Below are 24240 nucleotides of genomic sequence, written 5' to 3' on the forward strand. Positions count from 1 at the left end.
AGACAGGATCCGTACGGTGCCGGACATGGGAACCAAGACAGTTGACGAGACCGGCGCCGAGACGGGTGCCGAGGCCACGACCGACGAGGAGAAGACGGGCACCACCGGGCTGACCAAGACCGACGAGGCGACGAAGACCGAGGCCGACGCCGAGGTCGAGGTCGACACCGAAGCCGACGACCTGGACGAGGAGCTCGTGCCGGTCGAGGCGGAAGGCCCGACGGGCGTCGGACAGGGCGCCGGTGCCGTCGTCTCCGCCGCGCTCGGCGTCGTGTCGCTCACCGGTGGCTGGATCGGCAACCTGGCCGCCCAGAAGGAAAACCTCCTGAGCCAGATGGAGAACTCCTCACAGAATTCGAGTGTGGCCACGCTGCTGAAGGAGGGCTACGGCGACGTCTGGAACGTCACCGCGCTGTACGGCGGGATGTTCGCGCTGGCCGCGCTGATCGTCGGTGTCGTGGTCCTGATCCGGCCCGCCTTCGGGGCGCCCGGCAAGCCGCAGGCCGCCTGGATCAAGTCGGTCTCCTGGGCGGGTGTCGCGCTCGGCGTCATCGGCCTGCTGCTCGCCGTCCTCAAGTACACCGACGTTCTGGTCAGCCTGCCCTCCGCCCCCTGAATCACGGCGGGTCCTGAGGGGTCTTAGGGCGTCCGTAAGCACCTTACGGACGCCCTAAGACCCCTCCCGCGCGTCTAAGGCCCCGCAGGGCCTCACGAAGATGCGGAACTCTCCCGATGTGGCGGCCCCACCTGGGAGACGAAGGTTGAGACATCGCAGCAAGCGAAGCCGAAACCGACCTCTCACCAGGGACACAGGGGACACACCATGTACGAGTACGAGCTCGCCCAGCTCCGTTCCGCCGAACTGATCCGCCAGGCCGAGCACGAGCGCCAGGCCCGCGAGGCGGTCCGCGGCCTCCGCGCCGCGCGCCGCGAGGCCGCCGCACGCGCCGCCGAGGGTGAGGTGCATACCGGCCGCCCCCGTCGGCACCGGTTCCCGCGTGCGGCGTGAGCGCCGGGGCGGGGGAGGGTGTCCCCGCGAAAACCGGTGCCGCACTGTCAGACCCGCGTGCGATGCTCGGGCGCGTGGAGACCAGGTCCGTCAGTCCGGTGTTCGTCGGTCGCATCGATGAGCTGGACACGCTGAACGACGCGCTCGCCCGCGCTGCCGCGGGCGAGCCGCAGGCGTTGCTGCTCGGGGGCGAGGCCGGCGTCGGCAAGACCCGCCTCGTCGAGGAGTTCGCCACCGCCGCCTGCCGAAGCGGTGCCGTCGTCGCGCTGGGCGGCTGTGTCGAGATCGGCGCCGACGGGCTGCCGTTCGCCCCGTTCTCCACCGCCCTGCGCGCCCTGCGCCGCGAACTGCCCGACGAGCTCGCCGCCGCGGCCGCCGGCCAGGAGGAGGAGCTCGCCCGGCTGCTGCCCGAACTCGGCGAGGTCGCCCCCGGCCGGCACGACGAGGAGGGCATGGCCCGCCTCTTCGAACTCACCGCCCGCCTTCTGGAGCGCGTCGCCGCCGACCGCACGGTGGTCGTCGCCCTGGAGGACCTGCACTGGGCCGACGCCTCCACCCGCCACCTCCTCGCCTACCTCTTACGCACCCTGCGCACCGGCCGCCTCGTCGTCCTCGCCACCTACCGCTCCGACGACATCCACCGCCGCCACCCGCTGCGCCCCCTGCTCGCCGAACTCGACCGGCTGCGCACGGTCCGCCGTATCGAACTCGGCCGCTTCAACCGCGCCGAGGTCGGCCGCCAGATCGCCGGCATCCTCGCCCACGAACCAGCCCCCGCCCAGGTCGACGACATCTTCGAACGCTCCGACGGCAACGCCTTCTTCGTCGAGGAACTCGCCGTCGCCGCCCACGAGGGCTGCCGCACCGGCCTCACCGACACCCTGCGAGACCTGCTCCTGGTCCGCGTCGAGGGACTGCCCGAGAGCGCCCAGCGGGTCGCCCGGATCGTCGCCGAGGGCGGCTCCACCGTCGAGTACCGGCTGCTCGCCGCCGTCGCCCGGCTCGCCGAGGACGACCTCATCGAGGCGCTCAGGGCCGCCGTCAACGCCAACATCCTGCTCGCCGCGCCCGACGGCGACGGCTACCGCTTCCGCCACTCCCTGGTCCGCGAGGCCGTCGCCGACGACCTGCTGCCCGGCGAACGCTCCCGCCTCAACCGGCGCTACGCGCAAGCCCTGGAAGCCGACCCCGCACTCGTCCCCGCCGGCGAACGCGTGATGCGTCTGGCCAGCTACTGGTACCACGCCCACGACGCCGCCAAGGCCCTGCCCGCCGTCCTGGGCGCCTCCGTCACGGCCCGCCGCCGACACGCCTACTCCGAACAACTGCGGCTCCTGGAACGCGCGATGGAGCTGTGGGACTCCGCCCCGGAGGACGTCCGCGCCGAACTGCGCCCCGCCGACTACACCGAGGTCTATCCGCCCTGCGGCTGCGACCCGGCCACCACCCCGCTGCGCTACCTCGACCTGATGGCCGAGGCCGCGGTCGCCGGGCGGCTGTGCTCGGAACGGGAACGCGCCCTGAAGATCACCAAGCGCGCGTTGCGCCTGTTGGAGGACGAGGACGACCCCCTGCGCGCCGCCTGGTTCTGGACCCAGCGCTCCCGACTGGTCCAGTCGCAGGCCCGCGGCGACGGCTGGGCCGAACTGGCCACCGCCCAGGAACTCGTACGCGGCCTGCCGCCCTCGGAGGTGCACGCCGAGGTCCTCGCCAACGTCGCCAACTGGTCCATGGTGCACGCCCCAGGACCCGACGCCTTCACGGCCGCCGAACGTGCCGTGGAGTACGCGCGCATGGTCGGCGTCCGCGAGACCGAGATGAACGCCCGCCTCACGCTCGGCGGTCTCATGGTGGAAGCCGGCGACGTCGAGGCGGGGCTCGCCGAGATGTTCGAGGTGAAGCAGCGGACGGTCGAGTACGGCATCTCCGCCATCGCGGGCCGCGCCTATGTGAACCTGCCCTCCGCCCTCGAATCCGTCGGCCGCCTGCAGGAGGCCGTGCCGATCCTGGAGGAGGGTCTCGCCTACACCCAGAAGTTCGGCCTGCTGGACTCCGAGGCCTGGATCTGGGGGAACCTCGCCGAAACCCTCTACTCCCTGGGCCGCTGGGACCGTGCCGCCGAAGCGGGCACCAAGGCCGAACGCGTCGGCCAGAGCGCCAAGCCCCGCGGCTTCCACGCCACCCTCCGCGCCCAACTCGCCCTCGCCCGAGGGGACCTCGCCGCTGCCACCAGCCATCTGGCCGCTGCCCGCGGGCACTTCGGCAATCACAACCGCGCACCCCAGCACGAGCTGCCCCTCGTGCGCATCGCGATCGGCATCGCGGCGAGCGAGGGCCGCCTCCTGGACGCCCGCGCCGAACTCGAACGCGCCCTGGACGCCGGCTTCCCACCAGGCACCCAGCGCTACGTCTGGCGGATGCTGCTCACCGCGGCAGCAGCGGAGGCCGACGCACGCGACCTGTCCGTCGCCGGCCCCGGCCGCCCCGAGATCCTCGAACGCATCCGCGCCACGGCCAAGCCCCTGCCCACCCACGTCCCCGTCTGGCAGGCCTACGAACACTGGGTCAGCGCCGAACTGCTGCGAGCCGAGGGCGGCGCCCGAGCGGACACCTGGACGCAAGTGGTCACCGCCTTCGAGGCACTGGAACGCCCCTACGAGCTCGCCCGCGTCCGCCACCGCCTGGCCGAGGCCCTGCTGCTGTCGGGGGAGGGCGACGACGACCGCGACCGCGCCACGGAACTGCTCCGTCTCGCCCACGCCGTCGCCTCCCACCTCGATGCCCGCCCGCTCGCCGACTCCGTCACGCTCCTGGCCCAACGCGCCCGCCTCCCCGTGAACCGGCCCGCCGAGCAGTCGCCCGCCCCCGCGGAGCCCGCCGAGTCCCTCGGCCTGACCGGCCGGGAACGCGACGTGCTGCGCCTGGTCTCCGCCGGCCGCACCAACCGCCAGATAGCCGAGGCACTCTTCATCTCCCCGAAGACGGCCAGCGTCCACGTCTCGAACATCCTGGCCAAGCTCGGAGTCTCGGGCCGCGGCGAGGCGGCCGCGGTGGCGCATCGGCTGGAGCTGTTTCCGTCCGAATCGCTCACGATGCGGAAGGCGCCGTGAGGCCTACGCTGTAAGAGACACCGGCCGAGGGAGAACCCGTGTTCAACGCCTTCGAGGAATTGTTCGCCCCCGGCCGCAAGCACACCCGCGACGAGCAGAACCGGCTGGAGCTCACCCGGGAGGACGTCGGCGACGGCGACCCCGGACGCGGGCCCATAGACCTCACCTCCGGGAAGGTCGTCGTACGCCCGCCGCAGCCGGACGAGGAAGACTCCTCTCCGGAGGATTGAGGCTCAGCTGACCTGTATCTCCAGGATCCGGTCGTCGCCCTCCTTCGGATCACCCCGGCCGTCCGTGTTGCTGGTGACCAGCCACAGCTTGTCGCCGCCCGCCGAGACCACCGTGCGCAGCCGGCCGTACTCGCCTTCGAGGAAGGCCTGCGGGTCCGCGGAGGCCTCCGTGCCCTGCAGGGGGATGCGCCACAGGCGCCGGCCCTTGAGTCCCGCCATCCAGACGGAGCCCTCGGCGTAGGCGACACCGCTGGGGGAGGCGTCGTCCGTGCCCCACTGGGCTATCGGGTTGTGGTACTTGGAATCGCTCGACCTGCCCTCGGCCTCCGGCCAGCCGTAGTTGTCGCCCGGCTTGATCGCGTTCAGCTCGTCCCAGGTGTCCTGGCCGAACTCGGCGGCGAACAGACGCTGCTTGTCGTCCCAGGCCAGGCCCTGCACATTGCGGTGGCCGTACGAGTACACCGCAGAGTCCGGGAACGGGTTGCCCGGGGCCGGCTCGCCCTCCGGGGTCATGCGCAGGATCTTGCCGCCCAGGGACTTGGTGTCCTGGGACAGGCCGGTGTCACCGCTCTCGCCCGTGCCCGCGTAGAGCATCTTGTCCGGGCCGAAGGCGATCCGGCCGCCGTTGTGGATGTAGCCCTTGGGGATGCCCTTGAAGATCGTGTCGGGCGCGCCCAGCTGTTCGCCGGAGGGCTTCTGCTCGTCGTACAGCATGCGGACGATGCGGTTGTCCGAGGCCGAGGTGAAGTACGCGTAGACCATGTGGTCCGAGGCGTAGTCCGGGGAGAGCGCGAGGCCCATGAGGCCGCCCTCGCCGGCCGGCGACACCCCCGGCACCTCGCCCAGCTCGGTCTTCTTGCCCGTCTCCTCGTCGACCCGGGTGATCGTGCCCTCGTCGCGGGAGGAGACCAGCAGGTCGCCCTCGGGGAGCGGGGCGAGGCCCCAGGGCGTGCTGAGGTCCTCGGCAACTGTGCGGACCACCTTCACCGAGCCTTTGGCGGGGGGTGCCGGGTCGGCGGCTTGTCCGGTGGGCGACGATCCCGATGCCCTACTGCTCGGTGGGGCGCTGTCACTGCCGTTCGACGATTCACCTCCGCCGTCGGAGGAGCAGCCGGCCGTCAGCACGAGCGCGGTTGCGGCCAATACGGCCGACACAGCTCGACGTTGCACGATCATGGTCCCTTCGACGGGGCGGTCTCGCGGCAGGTTCTACTTTTCATACACCGCTCGCGCCTCACAGGTTCCCGATCACCGCAACCCGATCCGCGGACCCGCCTGCCGTGACCCGAATTCCTGCTCCCCGGATCCCCTCCCCGGATCTCTGCTCCCCGAGTCTCGGCCCCGGATCCCTACTCCCAGGATCCCTGCGCCCGCGGCAGCTCCGCCACCTCGGCCAGGTCCTGTGCCGTCAGGCGCAGGGTCGCCGCCCGTGCGTTGTCCGTCACCCAGCGCTCCTGCTTGGTCCCGGGCACCGGGACCGTGTGACGCCCCTGCGCCAGCACCCATGCCAGGGCCACCTGGGCGGGCGTGACGTCCTCGCCGTGGCGGCGGGCCACGCGGCGCAGGCCGACCACTATCGGCTGGTTGGCGGCCATCATCTCCGCGGTGAAGCGGGGGTGGCGGGCGCGTACGTCGTCCGGTTCGAAGCCCTCGCCGGGGGTGAGCGTGCCGGTCAGGAAGCCGTTGCCGAGCGGCATCGCCGCCAGGAAGCCGATGCCGCGCGCCTCGCACCACGGCAGCAGCGCCTCCGTGGCCTCCGGCGACCACACCGACAGCTCGGCCTGTACGGCGCTCACCGGGAAGACCTGCTGCACCCGCTGCAACTGCCGGATCGTCGCGTCGTGCAGCCGGGCCCCGGACCGGCGGCCGCCGCGGGCGCCCATCGCGCACAGCCCCAACGACCGGACCTTACCGGCCCTGACGAGCTCCGCCATCGCGCCCCAGGTCTCCTCGACGGGCACCTCGGGGTCGGCCCGGTGGAGCTGGTAGAGGTCGATGACGTCCGTCTGCAGGCGCCGCAGCGACGCGTCGCAGGCGCGCTTCACATAGCCGGGGCGGCCGTTGGCCACGATGTGCTGCTCGCCCACCAGCAGGCCGACCTTGGTCGACACGAAGGCGTCCTGACGCCGCTCCTTCAGCACCCGCCCCAGCAGCAGCTCGTTGGTGAACGGGCCGTACATGTCGGCGGTGTCCAGGAGAGTCGAGCCCAGGTCCAGCGCCCGGTGCACGGCCCTGACCGACTCGTCGCCGCGCTGCCGCGATCCGCTGTACGCCCAGCTCATCGGCATGCAGCCGAGTCCGACGGCACCCACTGTGAGCGCCGCCGCGCCGATCGTCCTGCGCTCCACCTGCTCGTGACCCTCCCTGTCCTGGCCCCCCAACCTAACCTCTGCGGTCGGCAGCGCCTGACATAGCCTCCTGACCATGACTGCTGACGTGTGGCTGCCCATCCCGCCGGAAGACATCGAAGGGCTCCCGAAGGGCCTGAACTACCGCTTCTGGGACGGTGGTGAGGACTTTCCCGCGGATCCGGCCGACTGCGCGTACTACGTCGTCCCCTACATGAAGCCCGTCGAGGTCGGCCTGCGGCCGGTGCCCAGCCTGAGCTCCGTGCAGGTCGTGCAGACGCTGTCGGCCGGCACCGACGCGATCGAGCCGGGTATCAAGTACCTGCCTGCGGGTGTGCAGTTGTGCAACGCGCGCGGGGTGCACGAGGCCAGCACCGCCGAGCTCACGCTCACCCTGATCCTCGCCTCGCTGCGCGGCGTCCCCGACTTCGTACGGGCCCAGGACAAGGGGGAGTGGGGCGGCGGGTTCCGGCCCGCGCTCGCCGACAAGAACGTCCTCATCGTCGGGTACGGCTCGATCGGATCGGCGATCGAGGACCGGCTCGTTCCGTTCGAGGTCGCGCGGGTGGCGCGCGTCGCGCGCTCTGAGCGCACCACAGCGCGCGGCCCGGTGCATCCGCTCACCGAACTGCCCGCTCTGCTCCCCGAGGCGGACGTCGTCGTCCTTGCCACGCCGCTCACCGAGGCCACCCGGCACCTGGTGAACGCAGACTTCCTGGCTCGTATGAAGGACGGTGCGCTGCTGGTCAACGTGGCCCGTGGCCCCGTCGTCGACACCAAGGCGCTGCTCGCCGAGCTGGAGGGCGGCCGTATCACCGCCGCCCTCGACGTCACCGACCCCGAGCCGCTGCCCCCGGGCCACCCCCTGTGGCATGCGCCGGGCGTGCTCGTCAGCCCGCACGTCGGCGGACCGACCTCCGCGTTCCTGCCTCGTGCCAAGCGACTGCTGGTGGACCAGTTGAACCGTTTCGTGAACCGGGAGCCCCTGCGCAACGTGATCCTTACGACAGGCCCAACAGGTGTGTGACGCCCCGAGATGAGCAGCGCGCGCCCGACCCGCACGCCGGGCGCAACAGGCGCGTCATCCGTTTCCGGTACCCTCCGCAATCCTCCGGACGCGCTCCGTGCTCACATCTCAGCTGGTCGTCACGGAGCGTAGAGGAACTATGTCCCTGAGTGACGAGACTGGTGTATCGTCCCGACAGGGGCTGCGCCGCGACCGTTCGGCGCCGGGGATGGACATTTCAGACTGTGAGGGGGGCGACGGGCGATGCACGGCCTATGGACGAGCGATCCGACGCGGCGGGGCCGCCGCCGGCGACCCTGGCACACGGCCGCGCGCAGATGCGGCCACCACGCCGGCCACGGCAGTCACCACGGACAGCACGACAGTCATCAGGGCCATCACCACCACAGCCGTCACCATCGCCGGCACAACAGCCGCAGGAGGCATGCGCACCCAGCGCACCGGGATCCCAGGGATCCTGGAGCGGCGCGGACCGGGAGGGCCCGGTGAGTTCGCCCCCGCCTTCCACGGCCACCCTTGACGGAGCGCTGCGGGCCAAGCCCGCGCCGGGGGCGACGCCGACCCGCCCCCCGGTCCTCGGCGGCTCGTCGAGCACGGTCCGCCAACTCGTCCTGGCCCTGGTGTGCGCGGGATACGCCGTCGGTTCCGCGTTCGGCTGGGGCTCACCGCAAGTCGCGCTGGTCATGGGCGACTTCGGGCTGAGCGCCGCGGCCGGCGCCGCAGCCGTGTCCTGCTTCCTCTACGCCCGCAACCGCCGTATCCGCTTTCGACCCGCCTGGATGCTCTTCGCCCTCTCCTCGGCGATGGCGGCCGTCGGCAACCTGATCTGGGGGTGGTACGAGGTGGTCCTGGAGCGACCCGTGCCCAGCCCCAGCTACGCCGACCTGTTCTTCCTGTGCTTCGCGCCGCCCGCGATCGTGGGGCTGCTGGTGCTCGCCAAGCGGCCGGTGACGAAGGCGGGTTGGATCTGCCTCGGCCTGGACGCATGGCTGATCGGGGGCTCGCTGCTCACACTGTCCTGGAGCCTCGCCCTCGCCCAGGCGGCCAAGTCCGAGGGGTCGAGCGTGGCGCACACCGCGCTGTCGCTCGCGTACCCGCTGCTCGACATCGCTCTCGTCAGCATGGTGCTCGCGCTGCACTTCCGGCGCTCGGCGGTGAACCGTACGGCGGTCAACACCGCGATCGGCGCGCTCGCCCTGACCGTGATGTGCGACGCCCTGTTCACCTCACCGCTGCTGCACCACACCTACCGCTCCGGGCAGCTGCTCGACGCGGGCTGGTTCGCCGGCTCGCTGCTGCTCGCGTACGCGCCGTGGGCCGTCCCGCGACACGGGGAGGCGGACGCCGTACGGCGGCACCCGGCCCGGCGCCGGACGGACGGGCACACGCGCGTGGTGCACGAACACCTGCCGGGACAGCGCACCGGCCCGCACCACCACCCGCACGCGGGCCCGGCGCAGGGAGGTGATCACAGCCGGTATCCGACCGCCCGGCCCATCGCCGGTTCCCTGGCCGCCCTCACGCCCTATCTCGCCGCCGCCGTCTGCACGCTCGGGATCCTCTACAACGTCCTGAGCGGCCGCAGCGTCGACCGCGTGGTGCTCCTCACCGGCGGCACCGTGGTGCTCGCCCTCGTGGTGCGCCAGGGCATCATGCTGCTCGACAACATCACCCTCACCCAGGAGCTGGCGCAGAAGGAGAACCACTTCCGCTCCCTGGTGCAGGGCTCCAGCGACGTCATCATGATCGCCGCACCGAACGGCATCCTCCGGTACGTCTCCCCGGCCGCCGCCGGGGTCTACGGACGTTCCGCGGAGGAGCTGGTGGGGACCGAACTGGCCGGCCTCATCCACCCGGAAGACCTGGGCTGCGTGGTGCACGAGGTGCGCCGCTTCCTCGCCGCCAGCCCCCTCGAGGAACCCACCACGCGCATCGAGTGCCGGTTCCGCTCCGGCGACGGCGGTTGGCTCAACGTCGAGTCCACCGTCAACCGGCACCACGGCGGCCTCATCTTCAACAGCCGGGACGTCACCGAAAGGGTGCGCCTGCAGGCGCAGCTCCAGCACAACGCCGAGCACGACCCGCTGACCGACCTGCCCAACCGGGCCCTGTTCACCCAGCGGGTCCAGCAGGCCCTCTCCGGCCGCCGCTCCACCGACCGTGGCGCCGCCCTTCGCGGCACGGCGGTCCTCTTCATCGACCTCGACGGCTTCAAGGCCGTCAACGACACGATCGGGCACCAGGCTGGGGACGAGCTGCTCGTCCAGGCCGCCCGCAGACTCCAGGACGCGGTCCGGCAGGGGGACACCGCGTCCCGGCTGGGCGGCGACGAGTTCGCGGCCCTGATCGTCGGGGACGGCGCCCGTGACCGCTCCGCCCGGGAGCGCCACATCATGGAGCTCGCCGACCGCCTCAGGGGCACGCTCTCCCAGCCCTACCTCATCGACGGCAATGACGTCCGGGTCAACGCCTCCATCGGCGTCGCCTTCGCCGAGCCGGGCCTCGGCGCGGGCGAGATCCTGCGCAATGCCGACCTGGCCATGTACCGCGCCAAGGCGGGCGGCAAGGGCCGCGTCGAGCTGTACGCCCCACAGATGCAGCAGGACGTCGTACGGAAGGCGGAGCTGGCCACGCGCCTGCGTGCCGCCCTGAACGACGGCGAGTTCACCCTGCTGCACCAACCCGTGGTGTGCCTGGAGGACGGCCGGATCGCGTCGGTCGCCGCCCAGGCCCGCTGGCGCTCCTCGCAGGGCGTGCTGTTCACGCCCGCCGAGTTCCTGCGGGTGGCCGAGGACAGCGACAAGACCGCCGAGCTGGGGCGGTGGGTGCTGGAGGAGGCCGTGGAACAGGCCGCCGAGCGGGCCGCGAACGGGCTGGCCGTGCCGGTGGCGGTCCGGATGGGTGCGCGCCGGCTACTGGACCGCTCGATGCCGCTCGGCTCGATCGAGGCCCTGCTGACCCGACACGGGCTGCCGTCCGGGTCGCTGGTGATCGAGCTGTCCGACGCCGACCCCCGGGTCCCGCTGGACGAGCTGGAGCGCCGCCTGAGTGCCCTGCGCAGGCTCGGCGTCCGGATCGCCCTGGACGGCTTCGGGAGCGGGTACGCGGCCATCACGGTCCTGCGCAGGCTCCCTGTCGACGTAGTGAAGCTCGACCGCGGTCTCGTCGAGGGAGTGGTCGAGTCCGCCCGGCTGCACAAGATCACCAGTGGGCTGCTGCGTATCGCCGTCGATCTCGGCCTGCAGTCCGTGGCCGACGGCGTGGACCTGCCCGAACAGGTCGTGGCGCTGCGCGCGATGGGGTGCACGCACGGGCAGGGCATGGCGTTCTCCGGCCCGCTGGACGAGTACCGGCTGCGCAGAGCGCTCGGATCCGGCCACTATCCGGTGCCGCACGGACCGGCGGAGCCCGCGTTCGCGGGTGGTGGCACGGGGGTGTACACCGGTGGTGTGACGGCGGTTTTGGGTGGCGGAACAGCCCTCCGCTCACATAATGAGACTCCCGTCCCACCCACTTGACAGTGGGTGTGCGCCGGGGGGAGGGTCAGACCTATGCGCACCCGAATTCTCGTACTTGGAAAGCGCGTCGGCTGACGCTGGTGACCTCCGGACGGACCCGGAACTCCCAGCGACCGCACCCGGCGCGCTCCCCTCGCTTGCCTCACGGCACGAGGGGTTTTTTGTTGCACAGGCACATGTTGTACAAGAGCCGTACACCGCACAAAACTCGCAAAAACCCTCAGCATCGAGAAGAGAATGACGATGACCGAGCAGGCCACCGGGGCCAATCACCCGCAGCCGCGGCCCCGATCCGGAGGACAGCAGCCCGCCCCCGAGCACGTCACGGGTGCGCAGTCCCTCATCCGCTCTCTCGAGGAGGTCGGAGCCGAGACGGTATTCGGCATTCCCGGCGGTGCGATCCTTCCGGCGTACGACCCGCTCATGGACTCCACCCGGGTGCGCCACGTCCTGGTCCGGCACGAGCAGGGCGCCGGCCACGCGGCCACCGGTTACGCGCAGGCCACCGGCAAGGTCGGTGTCTGCATGGCGACCTCCGGCCCGGGTGCGACGAACCTGGTGACGCCGATCGCGGACGCCCACATGGACTCGGTGCCGCTCGTGGCGATCACCGGCCAGGTGGCCTCCAAGGCGATCGGCACCGACGCCTTCCAGGAGGCGGACATCGTCGGCATCACCATGCCGATCACCAAGCACAACTTCCTGGTCACCAAGGCCGAGGACATCCCGCGGGTGATCGCGCAGGCGTTCCACATCGCCTCCACCGGCCGCCCCGGCCCGGTCCTGGTCGACATCGCCAAGGACGCCCTCCAGGCGCGGACGACCTTCTCCTGGCCGCCGGTCATGGACCTGCCCGGCTACCGCCCGGTGACCAAGCCGCACGCCAAGCAGATCCGTGAGGCGGCGAAGCTGATCACCGCCGCCAAGCGGCCCGTCCTGTACGTCGGCGGCGGCGTCCTGAAGGCCAATGCCACCGCCGAACTGAAGGTCCTCGCAGAACTCACCGGAGCGCCCGTCACCACCACACTGATGGCGCTCGGCGCATTCCCCGACAGCCACCCGCTGCACGTGGGAATGCCGGGCATGCACGGTGCGGTCACCGCCGTCACCGCGCTGCAGAAGGCCGACCTGATCGTCGCCCTCGGAGCCCGCTTCGACGACCGCGTCACCGGCAAGCTGGACAGCTTCGCCCCGTACGCCAAGATCGTCCACGCCGACATCGACCCGGCGGAGATCGGCAAGAACCGCGCCGCCGACGTGCCGATCGTCGGTGACGCCCGCGAGGTCATCGCCGACCTGGTCCAGGCCGTGCAGAAGGAGCACAGCGAGGGCCACCGGGGCGACTACAGCGCCTGGTGGAAGGACCTCAACCGCTGGCGCGAGACGTACCCGCTGGGCTACGACCAGCCCGACAACGGCTCGCTGTCCCCGCAGCAGGTCATCGAGCGCATCGGGCAGCTCGCCCCCGAGGGCACGATCTTCGCGGCGGGCGTGGGCCAGCACCAGATGTGGGCCGCGCACTACATCCAGTACGAGAAGCCCGCGACCTGGCTGAACTCCGGCGGCGCCGGAACGATGGGCTACGCGGTCCCGGCCGCGATGGGTGCCAAGGCCGGCGCGCCCGCGCAGACCGTGTGGGCGGTCGACGGTGACGGCTGCTTCCAGATGACCAATCAGGAGCTCACCACCTGCGCCCTGAACAACATCCCGATCAAGGTCGCCATCATCAACAACGGCGCCCTCGGGATGGTCCGCCAGTGGCAGACCCTCTTCTACAACCAGCGGTACTCCAACACCGTGCTGCACAGTGGTCCTGAGGCCACCGGCAAGGAGCCGAGCGCCGGCACCCGCGTCCCCGACTTCGTGAAGCTGTCGGAGGCCATGGGCTGCTACGCGATCCGCTGCGAGTCCCCGGAGGACCTCGACAAGGTCATCGAAGAGGCGAACTCCATCAACGACCGCCCCGTCGTGGTCGACTTCATCGTCCACGAGGACGCCATGGTGTGGCCGATGGTCGCCGCCGGCACCTCCAACGACGAGATCATGGCCGCCCGGGACGTCCGCCCCGACTTCGGCGACAACGAAGACGACTGAGCGAGAGAGACCCAAGAGACATGTCCAAGCACACGCTCTCCGTCCTGGTGGAGAACACGCCCGGCATCCTCGCCCGGATCGCCGCCCTGTTCTCCCGCCGCGGCTTCAACATCGACTCGCTCGCGGTCGGCGTCACCGAGCACCCCGAGATCTCCCGTATCACCATCGTGGTGAACGTGATCGAGGAACTGCCGCTCGAACAGGTCACCAAGCAGCTGAACAAGCTCGTCAACGTGCTGAAGATCGTCGAGCTGGAGGCCGGATCGGCCGTTCAGCGCGAACTCGTTCTGGTGAAGGTGCGCGCCGACAACGAGACGCGCTCCCAGATCGTCGAGATCGTCCAGCTGTTCCGCGCCAAGACGGTCGACGTCTCCCCGGAGGCCGTCACCATCGAGGCCACCGGCAGCAACGACAAGCTGTCGGCGATGCTCAAGATGCTGGAGCCGTTCGGCATCAAGGAGCTCGTCCAGTCCGGCACGATCGCGATCGGCCGCGGTTCGCGGTCGATCACGGACCGGTCGCTGCGCGCCCTCGACCGGTCGGCCTGACGATGTATACGGGCGGCCGGGGGACACCGACCGCCCGTATGCCGAGACCCCGAGACTTCCCTTCCCCTCGCCGTCATACGGTGGGACGCAACACCTGCACACAAGGAGAGAACCCAAAGTGGCCGAGCTGTTCTACGACGCCGACGCCGACCTGTCCATCATCCAGGGCCGCAAGGTCGCGGTCATCGGTTACGGCAGCCAGGGCCACGCCCACGCGCTGTCGCTCCGTGACTCGGGTGTCGACGTGCGTGTCGGTCTGCACGAGGGCTCCAAGTCCAAGGCGAAGGCCGAGGAGCAGGGCCTGCGCGTGGTGACCCCGGCCGAGGCCGCCACCGAGGCCGACGTCATCATGATCCTGGTCCCGGACCCGATCCAGGCCCAGGTCTACGAGGAGTCCATCAAGGACAACCTCAAGGACGGCGACGCCCTCTTCTTCGGCCACGGCCTGAACATCCGCTTCGACTTCATCAAGCCCCCGGCCGGCATCGACGTCTGCATGGTCGCCCCCAAGGGCCCGGGCCACCTGGTGCGCCGCCAGTACGAGGAGGGTCGCGGCGTTCCGTGCATCGCGGCCGTCGAGCAGGACGCGACCGGCAACGCCTTCGCGCTGGCCCTCTCGTACGCGAAGGGCATCGGCGGCACCCGCGCCGGCGTCATCAAGACGACCTTCACCGAGGAGACCGAGACCGACCTGTTCGGTGAGCAGGCCGTCCTCTGTGGTGGTACGGCCGCGCTGGTCAAGGCCGGTTTCGAGACGCTGACCGAGGCGGGCTACCAGCCGGAGATCGCGTACTTCGAGTGCCTGCACGAGCTGAAGCTGATCGTCGACCTCATGTACGAGGGCGGCCTGGAGAAGATGCGCTGGTCGGTCTCCGAGACCGCCGAGTGGGGCGACTACGTCACCGGCCCGCGGATCATCACCGACGCCACCAAGGCCGAGATGAAGAAGGTCCTCGCCGAGATCCAGGACGGCACCTTCGCCCGTGAGTGGATGGCCGAGTACCACGGCGGTCTGAAGAAGTACAACGAGTACAAGCAGCAGGACGCCGAGTCCCTGCTGGAGACCACCGGCAAGGAGCTGCGCAAGCTCATGTCGTGGGTGAACGACGACGAGGCGTAAGCCGCAGGTACGGGGCCGCAGCGATTCGCTGCGGCCCCGTCGCCGAACCATCGGTAACCGCTTGTCCACGGCGTCCAGCCACGGACGAGTGATCCTTCCGTGGAGGCGCAAGACGACCTCCGTCGCGGCACTAGACTGCTGCATGACAAACGCGTCGGGCCCACAGCGTCGTGCGTCTTCCACGCGGCTACCCTCCACCGCCTGCGGCCGTCGGGACGGCCGTCCGCATTGGACCTGTGAGGACTCACGTGAGCTCGAAACCTGTCGTACTCATCGCTGAAGAGCTGTCGCCCGCGACCGTCGACGCCCTGGGCCCGGACTTCGAGATCCGGCACGCCAACGGCGCGGACCGGGCCGAGCTGCTGCCCGCCATCGCCGACGTCGACGCGATCCTGATCCGTTCGGCCACCAAGGTCGACGCCGAGGCCGTCGCCGCCGCCGGCAAGCTGAAGGTCGTCGCACGAGCCGGCGTCGGCCTGGACAACGTCGACGTCTCCGCCGCCACCAAGGCCGGCGTCATGGTCGTCAACGCCCCCACCTCGAACATCGTGACCGCCGCCGAGCTGGCCTGCGGTCTGCTGCTGGCCACCGCGCGCCACATTCCGCAGGCCAACACCGCGCTGAAGAACGGCGAGTGGAAGCGCAGCAAGTACACGGGCGTCGAGCTCGCGGAGAAGACCCTCGGTGTCGTGGGTCTGGGCCGTATCGGCGCGCTCGTCGCCCAGCGGATGTCGGCCTTCGGCATGAAGGTCGTCGCCTACGACCCCTACGTGCAGCCCGCCCGGGCCGCGCAGATGGGCGTCAAGGTGCTGTCGCTGGACGAGCTGCTCGAGGTCGCCGACTTCATCACCGTGCACCTGCCGAAGACCCCCGAGACCCTCGGTCTCATCGGCCACGAGGCGCTGCACAAGGTCAAGCCGTCGGTGCGCATCGTCAACGCCGCGCGCGGCGGGATCGTCGACGAGGAGGCGCTGTACTCGGCGCTCAAGGAGGGCCGCGTCGCCGGCGCCGGCCTGGACGTGTACGCGAAGGAGCCGTGCACGGACTCCCCGCTGTTCGAGCTGGACCAGGTCGTGTGCACCCCGCACCTCGGCGCTTCGACCGACGAGGCGCAGGAGAAGGCCGGTATCGCCGTCGCCAAGTCGGTGCGGCTGGCTCTCGCCGGTGAGCTGGTCCCGGACGCGGTGAACGTCCAGGGCGGCGTCATCGCCGAGGACGTCAAGCCGGGTCTGCCGCTCGCCGAGCGCCTCGGCCGTATCTTCACGGCGCTCGCCGGTGAGGTCGCGGTCCGTCTCGACGTCGAGGTGTACGGCGAGATCACCCAGCACGACGTGAAGGTGCTGGAGCTCAGCGCCCTCAAGGGTGTCTTCGAGGACGTCGTCGACGAGACGGTGTCGTACGTCAACGCCCCGCTGTTCGCCCAGGAGCGCGGTGTCGAGGTGCGCCTGACGACCAGCTCGGAGTCCGCCGACCACCGCAACGTGGTGACCGTGCGCGGCACGCTCGGCAGCGGCGAGGAGGTGGCGGTCTCCGGCACGCTGGCCGGCCCGAAGCACCTGCAGAAGCTCGTCGCCGTCGGCGAGTACGACGTCGACCTCGCGCTCGCCGACCACATGGTCGTCCTGCGGTACGAGGACCGTCCGGGCGTCGTCGGCACGGTGGGTCGTGTCTTCGGCGAGGCCGGCATCAACATCGCCGGCATGCAGGTGTCGCGTGCGGTGGCCGGCGGCGAGGCGCTGGCCGTCCTGACCGTGGACGACACGGTGCCCGCCGGGGTGCTGGCGGAGGTCGCGGAGGAGATCGGCGCGACGTCCGCTCGCGCGGTGAACCTGGTCTGACGCTTCACGGCAAGAAGCCGGGTGGGCCGAGATTCCTCGGCCCACCCGGCTTCTGTCATGCCGTCACCTTGTCCGGCTCCTTGTCCGGCTCCGGAGTCTCCTCCCGTACCCGGACCCGCCGCAGCGTCACAGCCGCCAGCCCGGCCGCTGCCAGGAGTACGACCGCCCCCGCGATCGCCGCCGCCTGCATCCCACTGGTGAACGCCTCCCGGGCGGTGGTCGCCAGCCCCGGCACGTGCTCGGCGACCGCCAGCGCCCCGCCCAGCGTCTCGCGGGCCGCATCCGGTGCCGATCCCGGCATCTCGTGGCGGTAGATCGCCGTACCGACGGAGCCGAGGACGGCCATGCCGAGGGCGCCGCCGAACTCGGTGCCCGTCTCCAGGAGGGAGGACGCGGAGCCCGCACGCTCGGCCGGGGCGGTGCCGATCGCCAGGTCCGTCATCTGGGAGATGACCATGACGATTCCGGAGGCGAGGACGCCGCAGGCGACCAGCACCAGCCACATCGAGTCGGTACCGGCGAAGGCGAGCACGACGTAGCCGCTCGCGCCGATGACGAAGCCGGCCGTCACCACGTGGGCGCGGTGGACGCCCTTGTGGACCAGGGCGGTGGCCAGCGGGGCCATCATGCCGATCGGCACCGAGGGGAGCAGCGCCCACAGGGCGGCCTCCAGGGCGCTCTTGCCCAGCACCGACTGCAGGTACTGCGTGGTGAAGAACGCCGACCCCATCATGCCGAACGCGGAGATCAGGTTGAGGACGACGGCGGGGGCGAAGCCGTGCCCGCGGAACAGGGCGGGGGAGATCATCGGTGAGGCCGTCGTGCGCTGGCGGTGGACGAAGAGGGCGGCGAAGAGCAGGCCGACGGTGATCGAGAGGACGTACCGGACGTTCCAGCCCTCGGAGGGCAGCTCCTTCAGGCCGTAGATCACGGGCAGTACGGCGGCCATGGACAGGGGGACGCTCGGCCAGTCGAAGCGGCCGGGGTCGGGGTCCCTGGACTCGGGGAGCAGGATCGGGCCGAGGACGAGCAGCAGCGCCATCGCGGGCAGGTTGACCAGGAAGACCGAGCCCCACCAGAAGTACTCGACCAGGACACCGCTCATGACCGAGCCGAGTGCGATGCCGGCGGTCATCACGCCGGACCACATGCCGATCGCCTTCGCACGCTGGGCGGGGTCGGTGAACATGGTGCGGATCAGGGCCATCGTCGAGGGCATCAGGGTCGCGCCGCCGATGCCGAGGATCGCGCGGGCCGCGATGAGGGTCTCGGCGCTGTTCGCGTACGCGGCGACCAGTGAGGCGGCGCCGAAGGCGGCCGCGCCGCCGAGCAGCAGCTTGCGGCGGCCGATGCGGTCGCCCAGCGAGCCCATCGTCATCAGCAGGCCGGCCAGGACGAACGCGTAGATGTCGAGGATCCACAGCTGCTGGGTGCCGCTCGGCTCCAGGTCCGCGCTGATCGCCGGGATGGCGAAGTAGAGCACCGAGACGTCCATGGAGACCAGGAGCAGCGGAAGCATCAGCACGGCGAGGGCGGTCCACTCGCGCCGCCCGGCCCTGGGGCCCGCGGTAGGGCTCGTCGAAGTCGTCATGCCGAGGACTGTACGAGCGTATAAAACGCTTGTCTAGTACGCATGTATAGATCGGTTGTCTAAGACGGCCGTATGAATCCGGGTAGGCTTGCGCGCATGGGACATCGTGAGGATCTGCTCGAAGGCGCCAAGCGCTGCCTCCTGCAGAAGGGCTTCGCGCGCACGACGGCACGCGACATCGTGAAGGAGTCGGGGACGAACCTGGCGTCCATCGGCTACCACTACGGCTCGAAGGACGCGCTGCTGGTGCAGGCGTATGTCTCCCTGGTCGAGGCCACGGGACACCGCTTCGAGCCCGGCGGGGAGGGGGAGGCCGCGATGTCGACGCCCCCCGGCTCGCTCGAGCGCTTCCAGGAGGTGTGGGCGAACATCATCAACGCGGTGGCCGAGTCACCGGCGATCTGGCTGCTGAGCTTCGAGCTGATCCTCCAGGGCGACCGGCTGCCGGAGGTGCGCCGGATGCTCGCCGCGGCGCAGGACCAGGGCATGTCGGGGCTGCTGCCCCTGTTCAACGGCATTCCGGAGGAGGAGCAGAGCAGGGACACCATCGACACCGAGGGCCGCCTCTACCAGACCCTCCTCCAGGGGCTCATGGTGCAGTGGGTCTTCGACCCGGACACGGCGACCTCCGCCGAGCAGCTCACGGAGGGCCTACGGCGGCTGGCCGCGGGCATCAAGAACCGCTGACCCGCCCGTCCCGCATCTGAAGCACCCGGTCCGCGAAGTGCCGTACGACCGCCCGGTCGTGACAGATGAACAGATACCCGAGCCCCAGCTCGTCCTGGAGATCGGCGAGCAGGTTCAGGACGCCCGCCCGCACGGACGGGTCCAGGGCCGACACCGGTTCGTCGAGGACCAGCAGGCGCGGCTCGGAGGCGAGCGCGCGGGCGATGCCGGCGCGCTGGCACTGGCCGCCGGACAGCTCGTGCGGGCGGCGGTCGCCGTACGAGGGGTCGAGGCCGACCCGGTCGAGGAGTTCGGCCACGCGGGCGGGGCCGCCTTCCGCGCTCCAGCGGCCCTGCACCTTCAGCGGTTCCGCGACCGCGTCGCGGATGCGGTGGCGGGGGCTGAGGGAGCCGTACGGATCCTGGAAGACGGGCTGCATGCGCGGGCGCAGGGGGCGCAGTTCGCGTTCGGTGAGGATGGTCAACTCCCGGCCTTCGAAGCGGACTTCGCCGCCGTCCGGGCGGCGCAGCCGGAGCACGGCCAGGGCGGTGGAGGTCTTGCCGCAGCCGGAGGGGCCGTTGAGGGCGAGGGTCTCTCCCGCGCGCAGCGCGAAGGAGACGTGGTCCACCGCCGTCACCGAGCCGTGGCGGACGACCAGGTCGCGGACGTCAAGAAGAGACATGCGGCTTCTCCGAGAACAACTCGACGGCGGGGTGCGGGACGTCGGCCCACCGGTGGCAGGCGACCAGCCGTTCGTCCACCGGGCGGGGCTCCGGCTCCTCGTGGCGGCAGATGTCCGCCGCGAGCGGGCAACGCGGGGCGAAGGCGCAGCCCGGCAAGAGCGTGCCCGGGGCGGGTGGTGTGCCGGGAAGGGCGGGCAGGCGGGAGCCGGCGGGGACCGACTGGGGGAGGGACGCCAGCAGGCCTGCCGTATAGGGGGCCGACGGGCGGGTCAACACCTCCTGCGCCGGGCCGAGTTCGGTCAGGCGCCCGGCGTACATCACCAACGCGCGGTCCGCGTGCTGTCGTACGACGTCCAGATCGTGGGTGACCAGGACGAGCGCCGCCCCGACCGCCTCGCGCTGTTCGCCGAGGACGCGCAGGACCCGGTCCCGGCGTTCCTCGTCCAGCGCGGTGGTCGGTTCGTCGGCGACGAGGACGTCGGGTTCGTTGATCGTCGCCATCGCGATGACCGCCCGTTGCCGCATGCCGCCGGAGAACTCGTGCGGGTAGGCGCGGGCCTTGCGCACGGCGTCCGGGATGCCGACGCGGTCGAGCGCCGCGACCGCACGGGCCCGGGCCTTTGTGCGGGAGACGCGGGCCACCGACCGTACGGCGGCGGCGAGTTGGTCGCCCACCCGGTGCACGGGGGAGAGTGCGGAGAGGGCGTCCTGCGGGACGAGGGCGATGCGGCGGCCGCGCTGGGCGGCGAGGTCGGTCCCGCTCTCGCCGAGCAGTCGTATGCTCCCGCTCGTTGTCGCACCCGGCGGCAGCATGCCCAGCAGAGCGCGAGCGGTGAGGGACTTGCCCGCGCCGGACTCGCCCACCACGGCGAGGACTTCGCGCGGGCGGACGTCGAACGACAGGCCGCGGACCGCCTCGATGCCGTCGAAGGCGATACGGAGATCGCGTACCGAGAGCAGCGCCTCAGACTCCAACGGGGGCCTCCTTCTTGGTGACACGCGGTGCTGTCCGACGACGGCCCTGTGCGTACGCCGCTCCCGACACCGCCAGACCGGCGAGCAGGGCCAGTGCCACCGCCGGGGCGAGGGCCGCCCACGGGGCGCGTTCCACGTAGGCGCGGGACTCGTCCAGGAGCAGACCCCACTCGGGGGCGGGCGGCTGCGCGCCGAGGCCCAGGAAGCCGAGGGAGGCCAGGGCGAGGGCGATGCCGGGCAGCCGGAGGAGGGCGTGCCGGGCGACGGGCGCGGCCACCGACGGGAGGACGTGCCGGGTGAGGATCCACAACGGGGTTGCCCCGATGGCCCGTTGGGCGACGAGGAAGGAGGACGCCCGGACCTCCTGGACCAGCGCCGCCGCGTGCGAGGCCAGTGGCGGCCAGGAGATCAGCGCGACCGCGAGGGCCGCCCCGCCGGTGCCGGGTCCGGCCGCCGCGGCGACGAGGATGCCGACGATCACCGGGGGCAGGGCGTTCGCGATGTCCGCCGCGCCGGCCGCGACACCGGGCAGGAAGCCGAGCGCCAGTGCGACCAGCAGGCTCAGCAGGCATACGGCCGCTGCCGTGCCGACCGTCGGGGCCGCGCCGTGCCCGAGCCGGGCGAGCACGTCCCGGCCGAGGCCGTCGGTGCCGAGCGGGTGCGCCCAGGAGGGCGCGGCCAGGCGGGCGGTCGTGTCCACGCTGTACGGGTCGCGCAGCAGTCCCTGGCCGATGGTCACGGTCAGCACGGTGAGCAGCGTCAACGGGATCGCCGGGTGGGTACGGACCGGCCGCACCGGCGGCAGTGACAACCCGGCGTCGCGCAGGGCCGGGCCCAGCAGCCGACGCCGTACGAGAGCCGCTGCCGCGCCCGCCACCAGTCCGAGCAGTAGCAGCGAGAGAACCGCGCCCTGGAGCAGCGGCAGGTCCTGGGACTTGGCCGCGCCGAGCGCCGTACGGCCGATGCCGGGCACCGCGAACACGGTCTCGACGGCGACCGCGCCACCGGTCAGCCCCACGGCCACCATCCCGAACTGCGGTACCAGCGGCGGCAGTACGCGCTTGAGCGCGGCCGCCGAGATGCCGCGCCGACCGACTCCGGCGCCCCGCCACAGCTCCACCCACCGCTCGTCCAGCACGGCGGGCAGCGCGTCCGCGACCAGCCGGCCCAGCAGACCGCCCGCCGGGACGCCGAGGGCGAGCGCGGGCAGCACCATGTACTGCGGGCCCTGCCAGCCGGACGTCGGCAGCCACCCCAGCCACACCCCGCACACCAGCAACGCGACGGTGGCCAGCAGGAACTCAGGCAGCGCCGCCGCCATCGCGGCCCACGCCCCCGCCGACCCGCGCCCCCGCACCAGCACGGGCCCGGCCAGCGCGCACGCCAGCAGCACCGCGACCGCGAAGGCCGCGCCCATCAGCCCGAGCGACACCTGAAGCCCGGAGGTGACGGACGGCAGGACGTCGGTGCCGGAGACCCAGGACGTGCCGAGGTCCCCGCGCAGCAGGTCCGACGCCCAGTTCCCCAGCAGGGAAAGGGGACCCGCGTCGAGGCCGAGATCCTGTCGTACGGCGTCCAGGGCCTCCTTCGTGGGCTCCTGCTCGGCGGAGCGGGCCCGCAGGACCGTGAGGGCGGGGTCCCTGCCGGAGAGCCAGGGCAACAGGCCGACGGTTGTCAGGACGGCGAGGAGACACAGGAGCCGGGTGAGCGCCGCCGGGCTCACCAACCCCTTCGCAGGTGAGGTCACTTGACGCGGGTGTCCGCCGTGACGAGCTCCCGCTCGCGGGGGTCGTGGGCGGCGCCTGTGACCCCCGCGGCGTCGCCCTGGATCACCCGCTCGTGCAGCATCGGCACGGCCGCGTCGGTGGCGAGCACGGCGGCCTCGGCCGCGATGACGGCCTTGCGGCGGGCTTCGCCGGCCTCGGTGCCGCCCGCCTTCCTGAGTGCCTTGTCCACCCCGGAGTCCGCGAGCCGGGAGATGTTGAAGGAGCCGTCGGAGGCGAAGTCGCTGTAGAGGTAGGCGGCAGGGTCGCCGGAGTCGAGGACCGTGGCCCGAGAGAGGATGAACGCGTCGAACTCGCCCGCCAGCGCGTCGGATTCGATGTTGGCGTACTCGCGGACGTCCAGCTTCACCTTGAAGCCGGCCTTCTGGAGCTGCTGCTGGAGGACGGCCGCGACCTCGGGGAGTTCGGCGCGGTCGGTGAAGGTGCCGATGGTGATGGTCTTGCCGGACGGATCGCCGGTCTTGCCGGAGGGATCGCCCGCCCCGGTGCGGGACACCGGCGTGCGCAGTTCCGCCGCCCATGGCAGCGCGGGCCCCAGCAGCCCCTCGGCGACGTCGGCGCGCCCCTCGTACACGCCCTTCACGATCGACTCGGCGTCGATCGCCCCGCGGGCGGCGGCACGCAGCGAGGCGTCCTTGAAGACGCCCTTCTCGGTGTTCAGGTACAGCGTGTTGGTGCGCGGCATCGGGACCTCGGTGATCAGGTCCTCGTCGAGCAGCGCGGCCTGCGACACGGGCACCGCCTCGACGATGTCGGCCTCGCCGCTGCGCAGGGCAGCGGCGCGGGCGGTGCCGTCCGGCACGAACGTGACGTCGATTCCCGGGGACTCGGCCTTGCCGCCCCAGTAGTCGTCGAAGCGGTCGAGGGCGGCGGAGGAGGTGCCGTTGACCTTGGTCAGCTCGAAGGGGCCGGTGCCGGCGCCGACGGGGTCGACGGTCTTCCCCGCATACGCCTTCGCCGAGAGGATCGACAGCTGGGGGGAGCTGAGCCGCTGTGGGACGAGGGGGTCCTCGTCGCCGGTGGTGACGACGACCGTGTCGTCGCCCTCGGCCTTCGCCGTCAGCTCGACGCCGTCGAGGATGCGGGGCTTGGGGGAGGCACCGGCGGCCTCGGTGAGCGAGCGGACGACATCCTCGGGGGTCAGCTCCGTACCGTCGTGGAAGGTGACCCCGTCTCTGACGGTGAAGCTCCAGCTCTTCCCCGACTGTGTCCACCCGGTCGACAGCGCGGGCTCGGCGTCGCCGTCCTCGTCGAGCTTCACCAGTGTCTCGGCCGTCGACCAGCGCGACAGCTTGAACGCGTCGTCGGACAACGGGGACAGCCCGGAGCGCGGGGGCTGCATCATCGCGACACGTATTCGCTTGCCGCCCCCCTCGCTCCCCGCGCCCGACTCCGCACCGGTGAAGCAGCCGGTGAGCAGGGCGGAGGCGGCGGTGAGGGCGGTGGCGGGGAGCAGGCGGCGAGCGGGCAGGCGCACGGGACCCTCCGGGTAAAGGGGTGGTCAAGGTGAGTGCGCCGACCGTAGCATGATGACAATCGTTTTCAATAATTGCGGCCCAGGCGATCCTGTGGCGGGTGCGGGTGCGGGTGCGGGTGCGGGTGCGGGTGCGGGTGCGGGCATGGCCCCGGGACTTGGTCGCCCCTTGCCTCGCCCCGCCGCCCCCGCTGCGGGCGCAGGTCGTGGTGCCGGCTTCGGGGC

General features: G+C 71.5%; 18 protein-coding genes. 11 read left to right on the forward strand and 7 right to left on the reverse strand.

Annotated features, from left to right (window positions below):
- The first annotated feature begins 25 nt into the window (after nt 1-25).
- From ADK57_RS03775 to ADK57_RS03790, 4 genes are all read left to right on the forward strand, one after another.
- Complete coding sequence (locus tag ADK57_RS03775; protein WP_053747890.1) at nt 26-616, forward strand: hypothetical protein; 591 nt, start codon at nt 26-28, stop codon at nt 614-616.
- 207 nt (nt 617-823) lie between these two features.
- Nucleotides 824-1009, forward strand: coding sequence for a hypothetical protein (locus ADK57_RS03780; protein ID WP_053747891.1), 186 nt, complete (start codon nt 824-826; stop codon nt 1007-1009).
- 62 nt (nt 1010-1071) lie between these two features.
- Nucleotides 1072-4119, forward strand: coding sequence for a helix-turn-helix transcriptional regulator (locus ADK57_RS03785; protein ID WP_053747892.1), 3048 nt, complete (start codon nt 1072-1074; stop codon nt 4117-4119).
- A 38-nt stretch (nt 4120-4157) separates the two neighbouring features.
- Entirely contained in the window at nt 4158-4349 is a 192-nt protein-coding gene (locus ADK57_RS03790; RefSeq protein ID WP_053747893.1) for a DUF6191 domain-containing protein, read from the forward strand.
- Between the two features lie 3 nt (nt 4350-4352).
- On the opposite strand, the gene ADK57_RS03795 is transcribed toward ADK57_RS03790, so the two are convergent.
- Nucleotides 4353-5525 (reverse strand): PQQ-dependent sugar dehydrogenase, encoded by a 1173-nt coding sequence (locus ADK57_RS03795; protein WP_078972932.1) that lies wholly within the window; start codon nt 5523-5525, stop codon nt 4353-4355.
- A 173-nt stretch (nt 5526-5698) separates the two neighbouring features.
- Complete coding sequence (locus ADK57_RS03800) at nt 5699-6697, reverse strand: aldo/keto reductase (RefSeq protein WP_053747942.1); 999 nt, start codon at nt 6695-6697, stop codon at nt 5699-5701.
- A 76-nt stretch (nt 6698-6773) separates the two neighbouring features.
- Here ADK57_RS03800 and ADK57_RS03805 point away from each other — a divergent pair, with 76 nt between their 5' ends.
- The 6 genes from ADK57_RS03805 (at nt 6774) to serA (ending at nt 16842) form a co-directional block, all read left to right on the forward strand.
- Nucleotides 6774-7724: a 2-hydroxyacid dehydrogenase gene (locus ADK57_RS03805; protein ID WP_107091471.1), complete on the forward strand. Its 951-nt coding sequence runs from the start codon at nt 6774-6776 to the stop codon at nt 7722-7724.
- A gap of 485 nt (nt 7725-8209) precedes the next feature.
- Nucleotides 8210-11242 carry a putative bifunctional diguanylate cyclase/phosphodiesterase gene (locus ADK57_RS03810; protein WP_053747896.1) on the forward strand — a complete coding sequence of 1011 codons (3033 nt, stop codon included), beginning with the start codon at nt 8210-8212 and terminating at the stop codon, nt 11240-11242.
- 237 nt (nt 11243-11479) lie between these two features.
- Nucleotides 11480-13336 carry an acetolactate synthase large subunit gene (locus tag ADK57_RS03815; RefSeq protein WP_053747897.1) on the forward strand — a complete coding sequence of 619 codons (1857 nt, stop codon included), beginning with the start codon at nt 11480-11482 and terminating at the stop codon, nt 13334-13336.
- A 20-nt stretch (nt 13337-13356) separates the two neighbouring features.
- Entirely contained in the window at nt 13357-13884 is a 528-nt protein-coding gene (gene ilvN, locus ADK57_RS03820; protein WP_053747898.1) for an acetolactate synthase small subunit, read from the forward strand.
- Nucleotides 13885-14002: 118 nt separating this feature from the next.
- Nucleotides 14003-15004 (forward strand): ketol-acid reductoisomerase, encoded by a 1002-nt coding sequence (ilvC, locus tag ADK57_RS03825; protein ID WP_053747899.1) that lies wholly within the window; start codon nt 14003-14005, stop codon nt 15002-15004.
- Nucleotides 15005-15252: 248 nt separating this feature from the next.
- Nucleotides 15253-16842, forward strand: coding sequence for a phosphoglycerate dehydrogenase (gene serA / locus ADK57_RS03830; RefSeq protein WP_053747900.1), 1590 nt, complete (start codon nt 15253-15255; stop codon nt 16840-16842).
- Between the two features lie 55 nt (nt 16843-16897).
- Here the strand turns inward: serA and ADK57_RS03835 are convergent, their stop codons facing one another.
- Nucleotides 16898-18433, reverse strand: a complete 1536-nt coding sequence (locus ADK57_RS03835) for an MFS transporter (RefSeq protein WP_053747901.1) — start codon at nt 18431-18433, stop codon at nt 16898-16900.
- Nucleotides 18434-18529: 96 nt separating this feature from the next.
- Between ADK57_RS03835 and ADK57_RS03840 the strand changes: the two genes are divergently transcribed.
- Nucleotides 18530-19120: a TetR/AcrR family transcriptional regulator gene (locus ADK57_RS03840; RefSeq protein WP_053747902.1), complete on the forward strand. Its 591-nt coding sequence runs from the start codon at nt 18530-18532 to the stop codon at nt 19118-19120.
- Here ADK57_RS03840 and ADK57_RS03845 read toward each other — a convergent pair.
- From ADK57_RS03845 to ADK57_RS03860, 4 genes are read right to left on the reverse strand one after another with little or no spacing between them, the layout of a single operon-like run.
- Nucleotides 19107-19781, reverse strand: a complete 675-nt coding sequence (locus ADK57_RS03845) for an ATP-binding cassette domain-containing protein (RefSeq protein WP_053747903.1) — start codon at nt 19779-19781, stop codon at nt 19107-19109. The genes ADK57_RS03840 and ADK57_RS03845 overlap by 14 nt on opposite strands.
- Nucleotides 19768-20757, reverse strand: a complete 990-nt coding sequence (locus ADK57_RS03850) for an ABC transporter ATP-binding protein (RefSeq protein ID WP_053747904.1) — start codon at nt 20755-20757, stop codon at nt 19768-19770. The genes ADK57_RS03845 and ADK57_RS03850 overlap by 14 nt, the downstream gene beginning before the upstream one ends.
- Nucleotides 20747-22504, reverse strand: coding sequence for an ABC transporter permease subunit (locus ADK57_RS03855; RefSeq protein ID WP_234389953.1), 1758 nt, complete (start codon nt 22502-22504; stop codon nt 20747-20749). The genes ADK57_RS03850 and ADK57_RS03855 overlap by 11 nt, the downstream gene beginning before the upstream one ends.
- A complete protein-coding gene (locus ADK57_RS03860; RefSeq protein ID WP_053747905.1) occupies nt 22501-24018 on the reverse strand; it encodes an ABC transporter substrate-binding protein in 1518 nt (505 codons plus the stop codon). The genes ADK57_RS03855 and ADK57_RS03860 overlap by 4 nt, the downstream gene beginning before the upstream one ends.
- Between the last annotated feature and the right edge of the window lie 222 nt (nt 24019-24240).

Source organism: Streptomyces sp. MMG1533 (assembly GCF_001279775.1).
Lineage (GTDB): Bacteria > Actinomycetota > Actinomycetes > Streptomycetales > Streptomycetaceae > Streptomyces.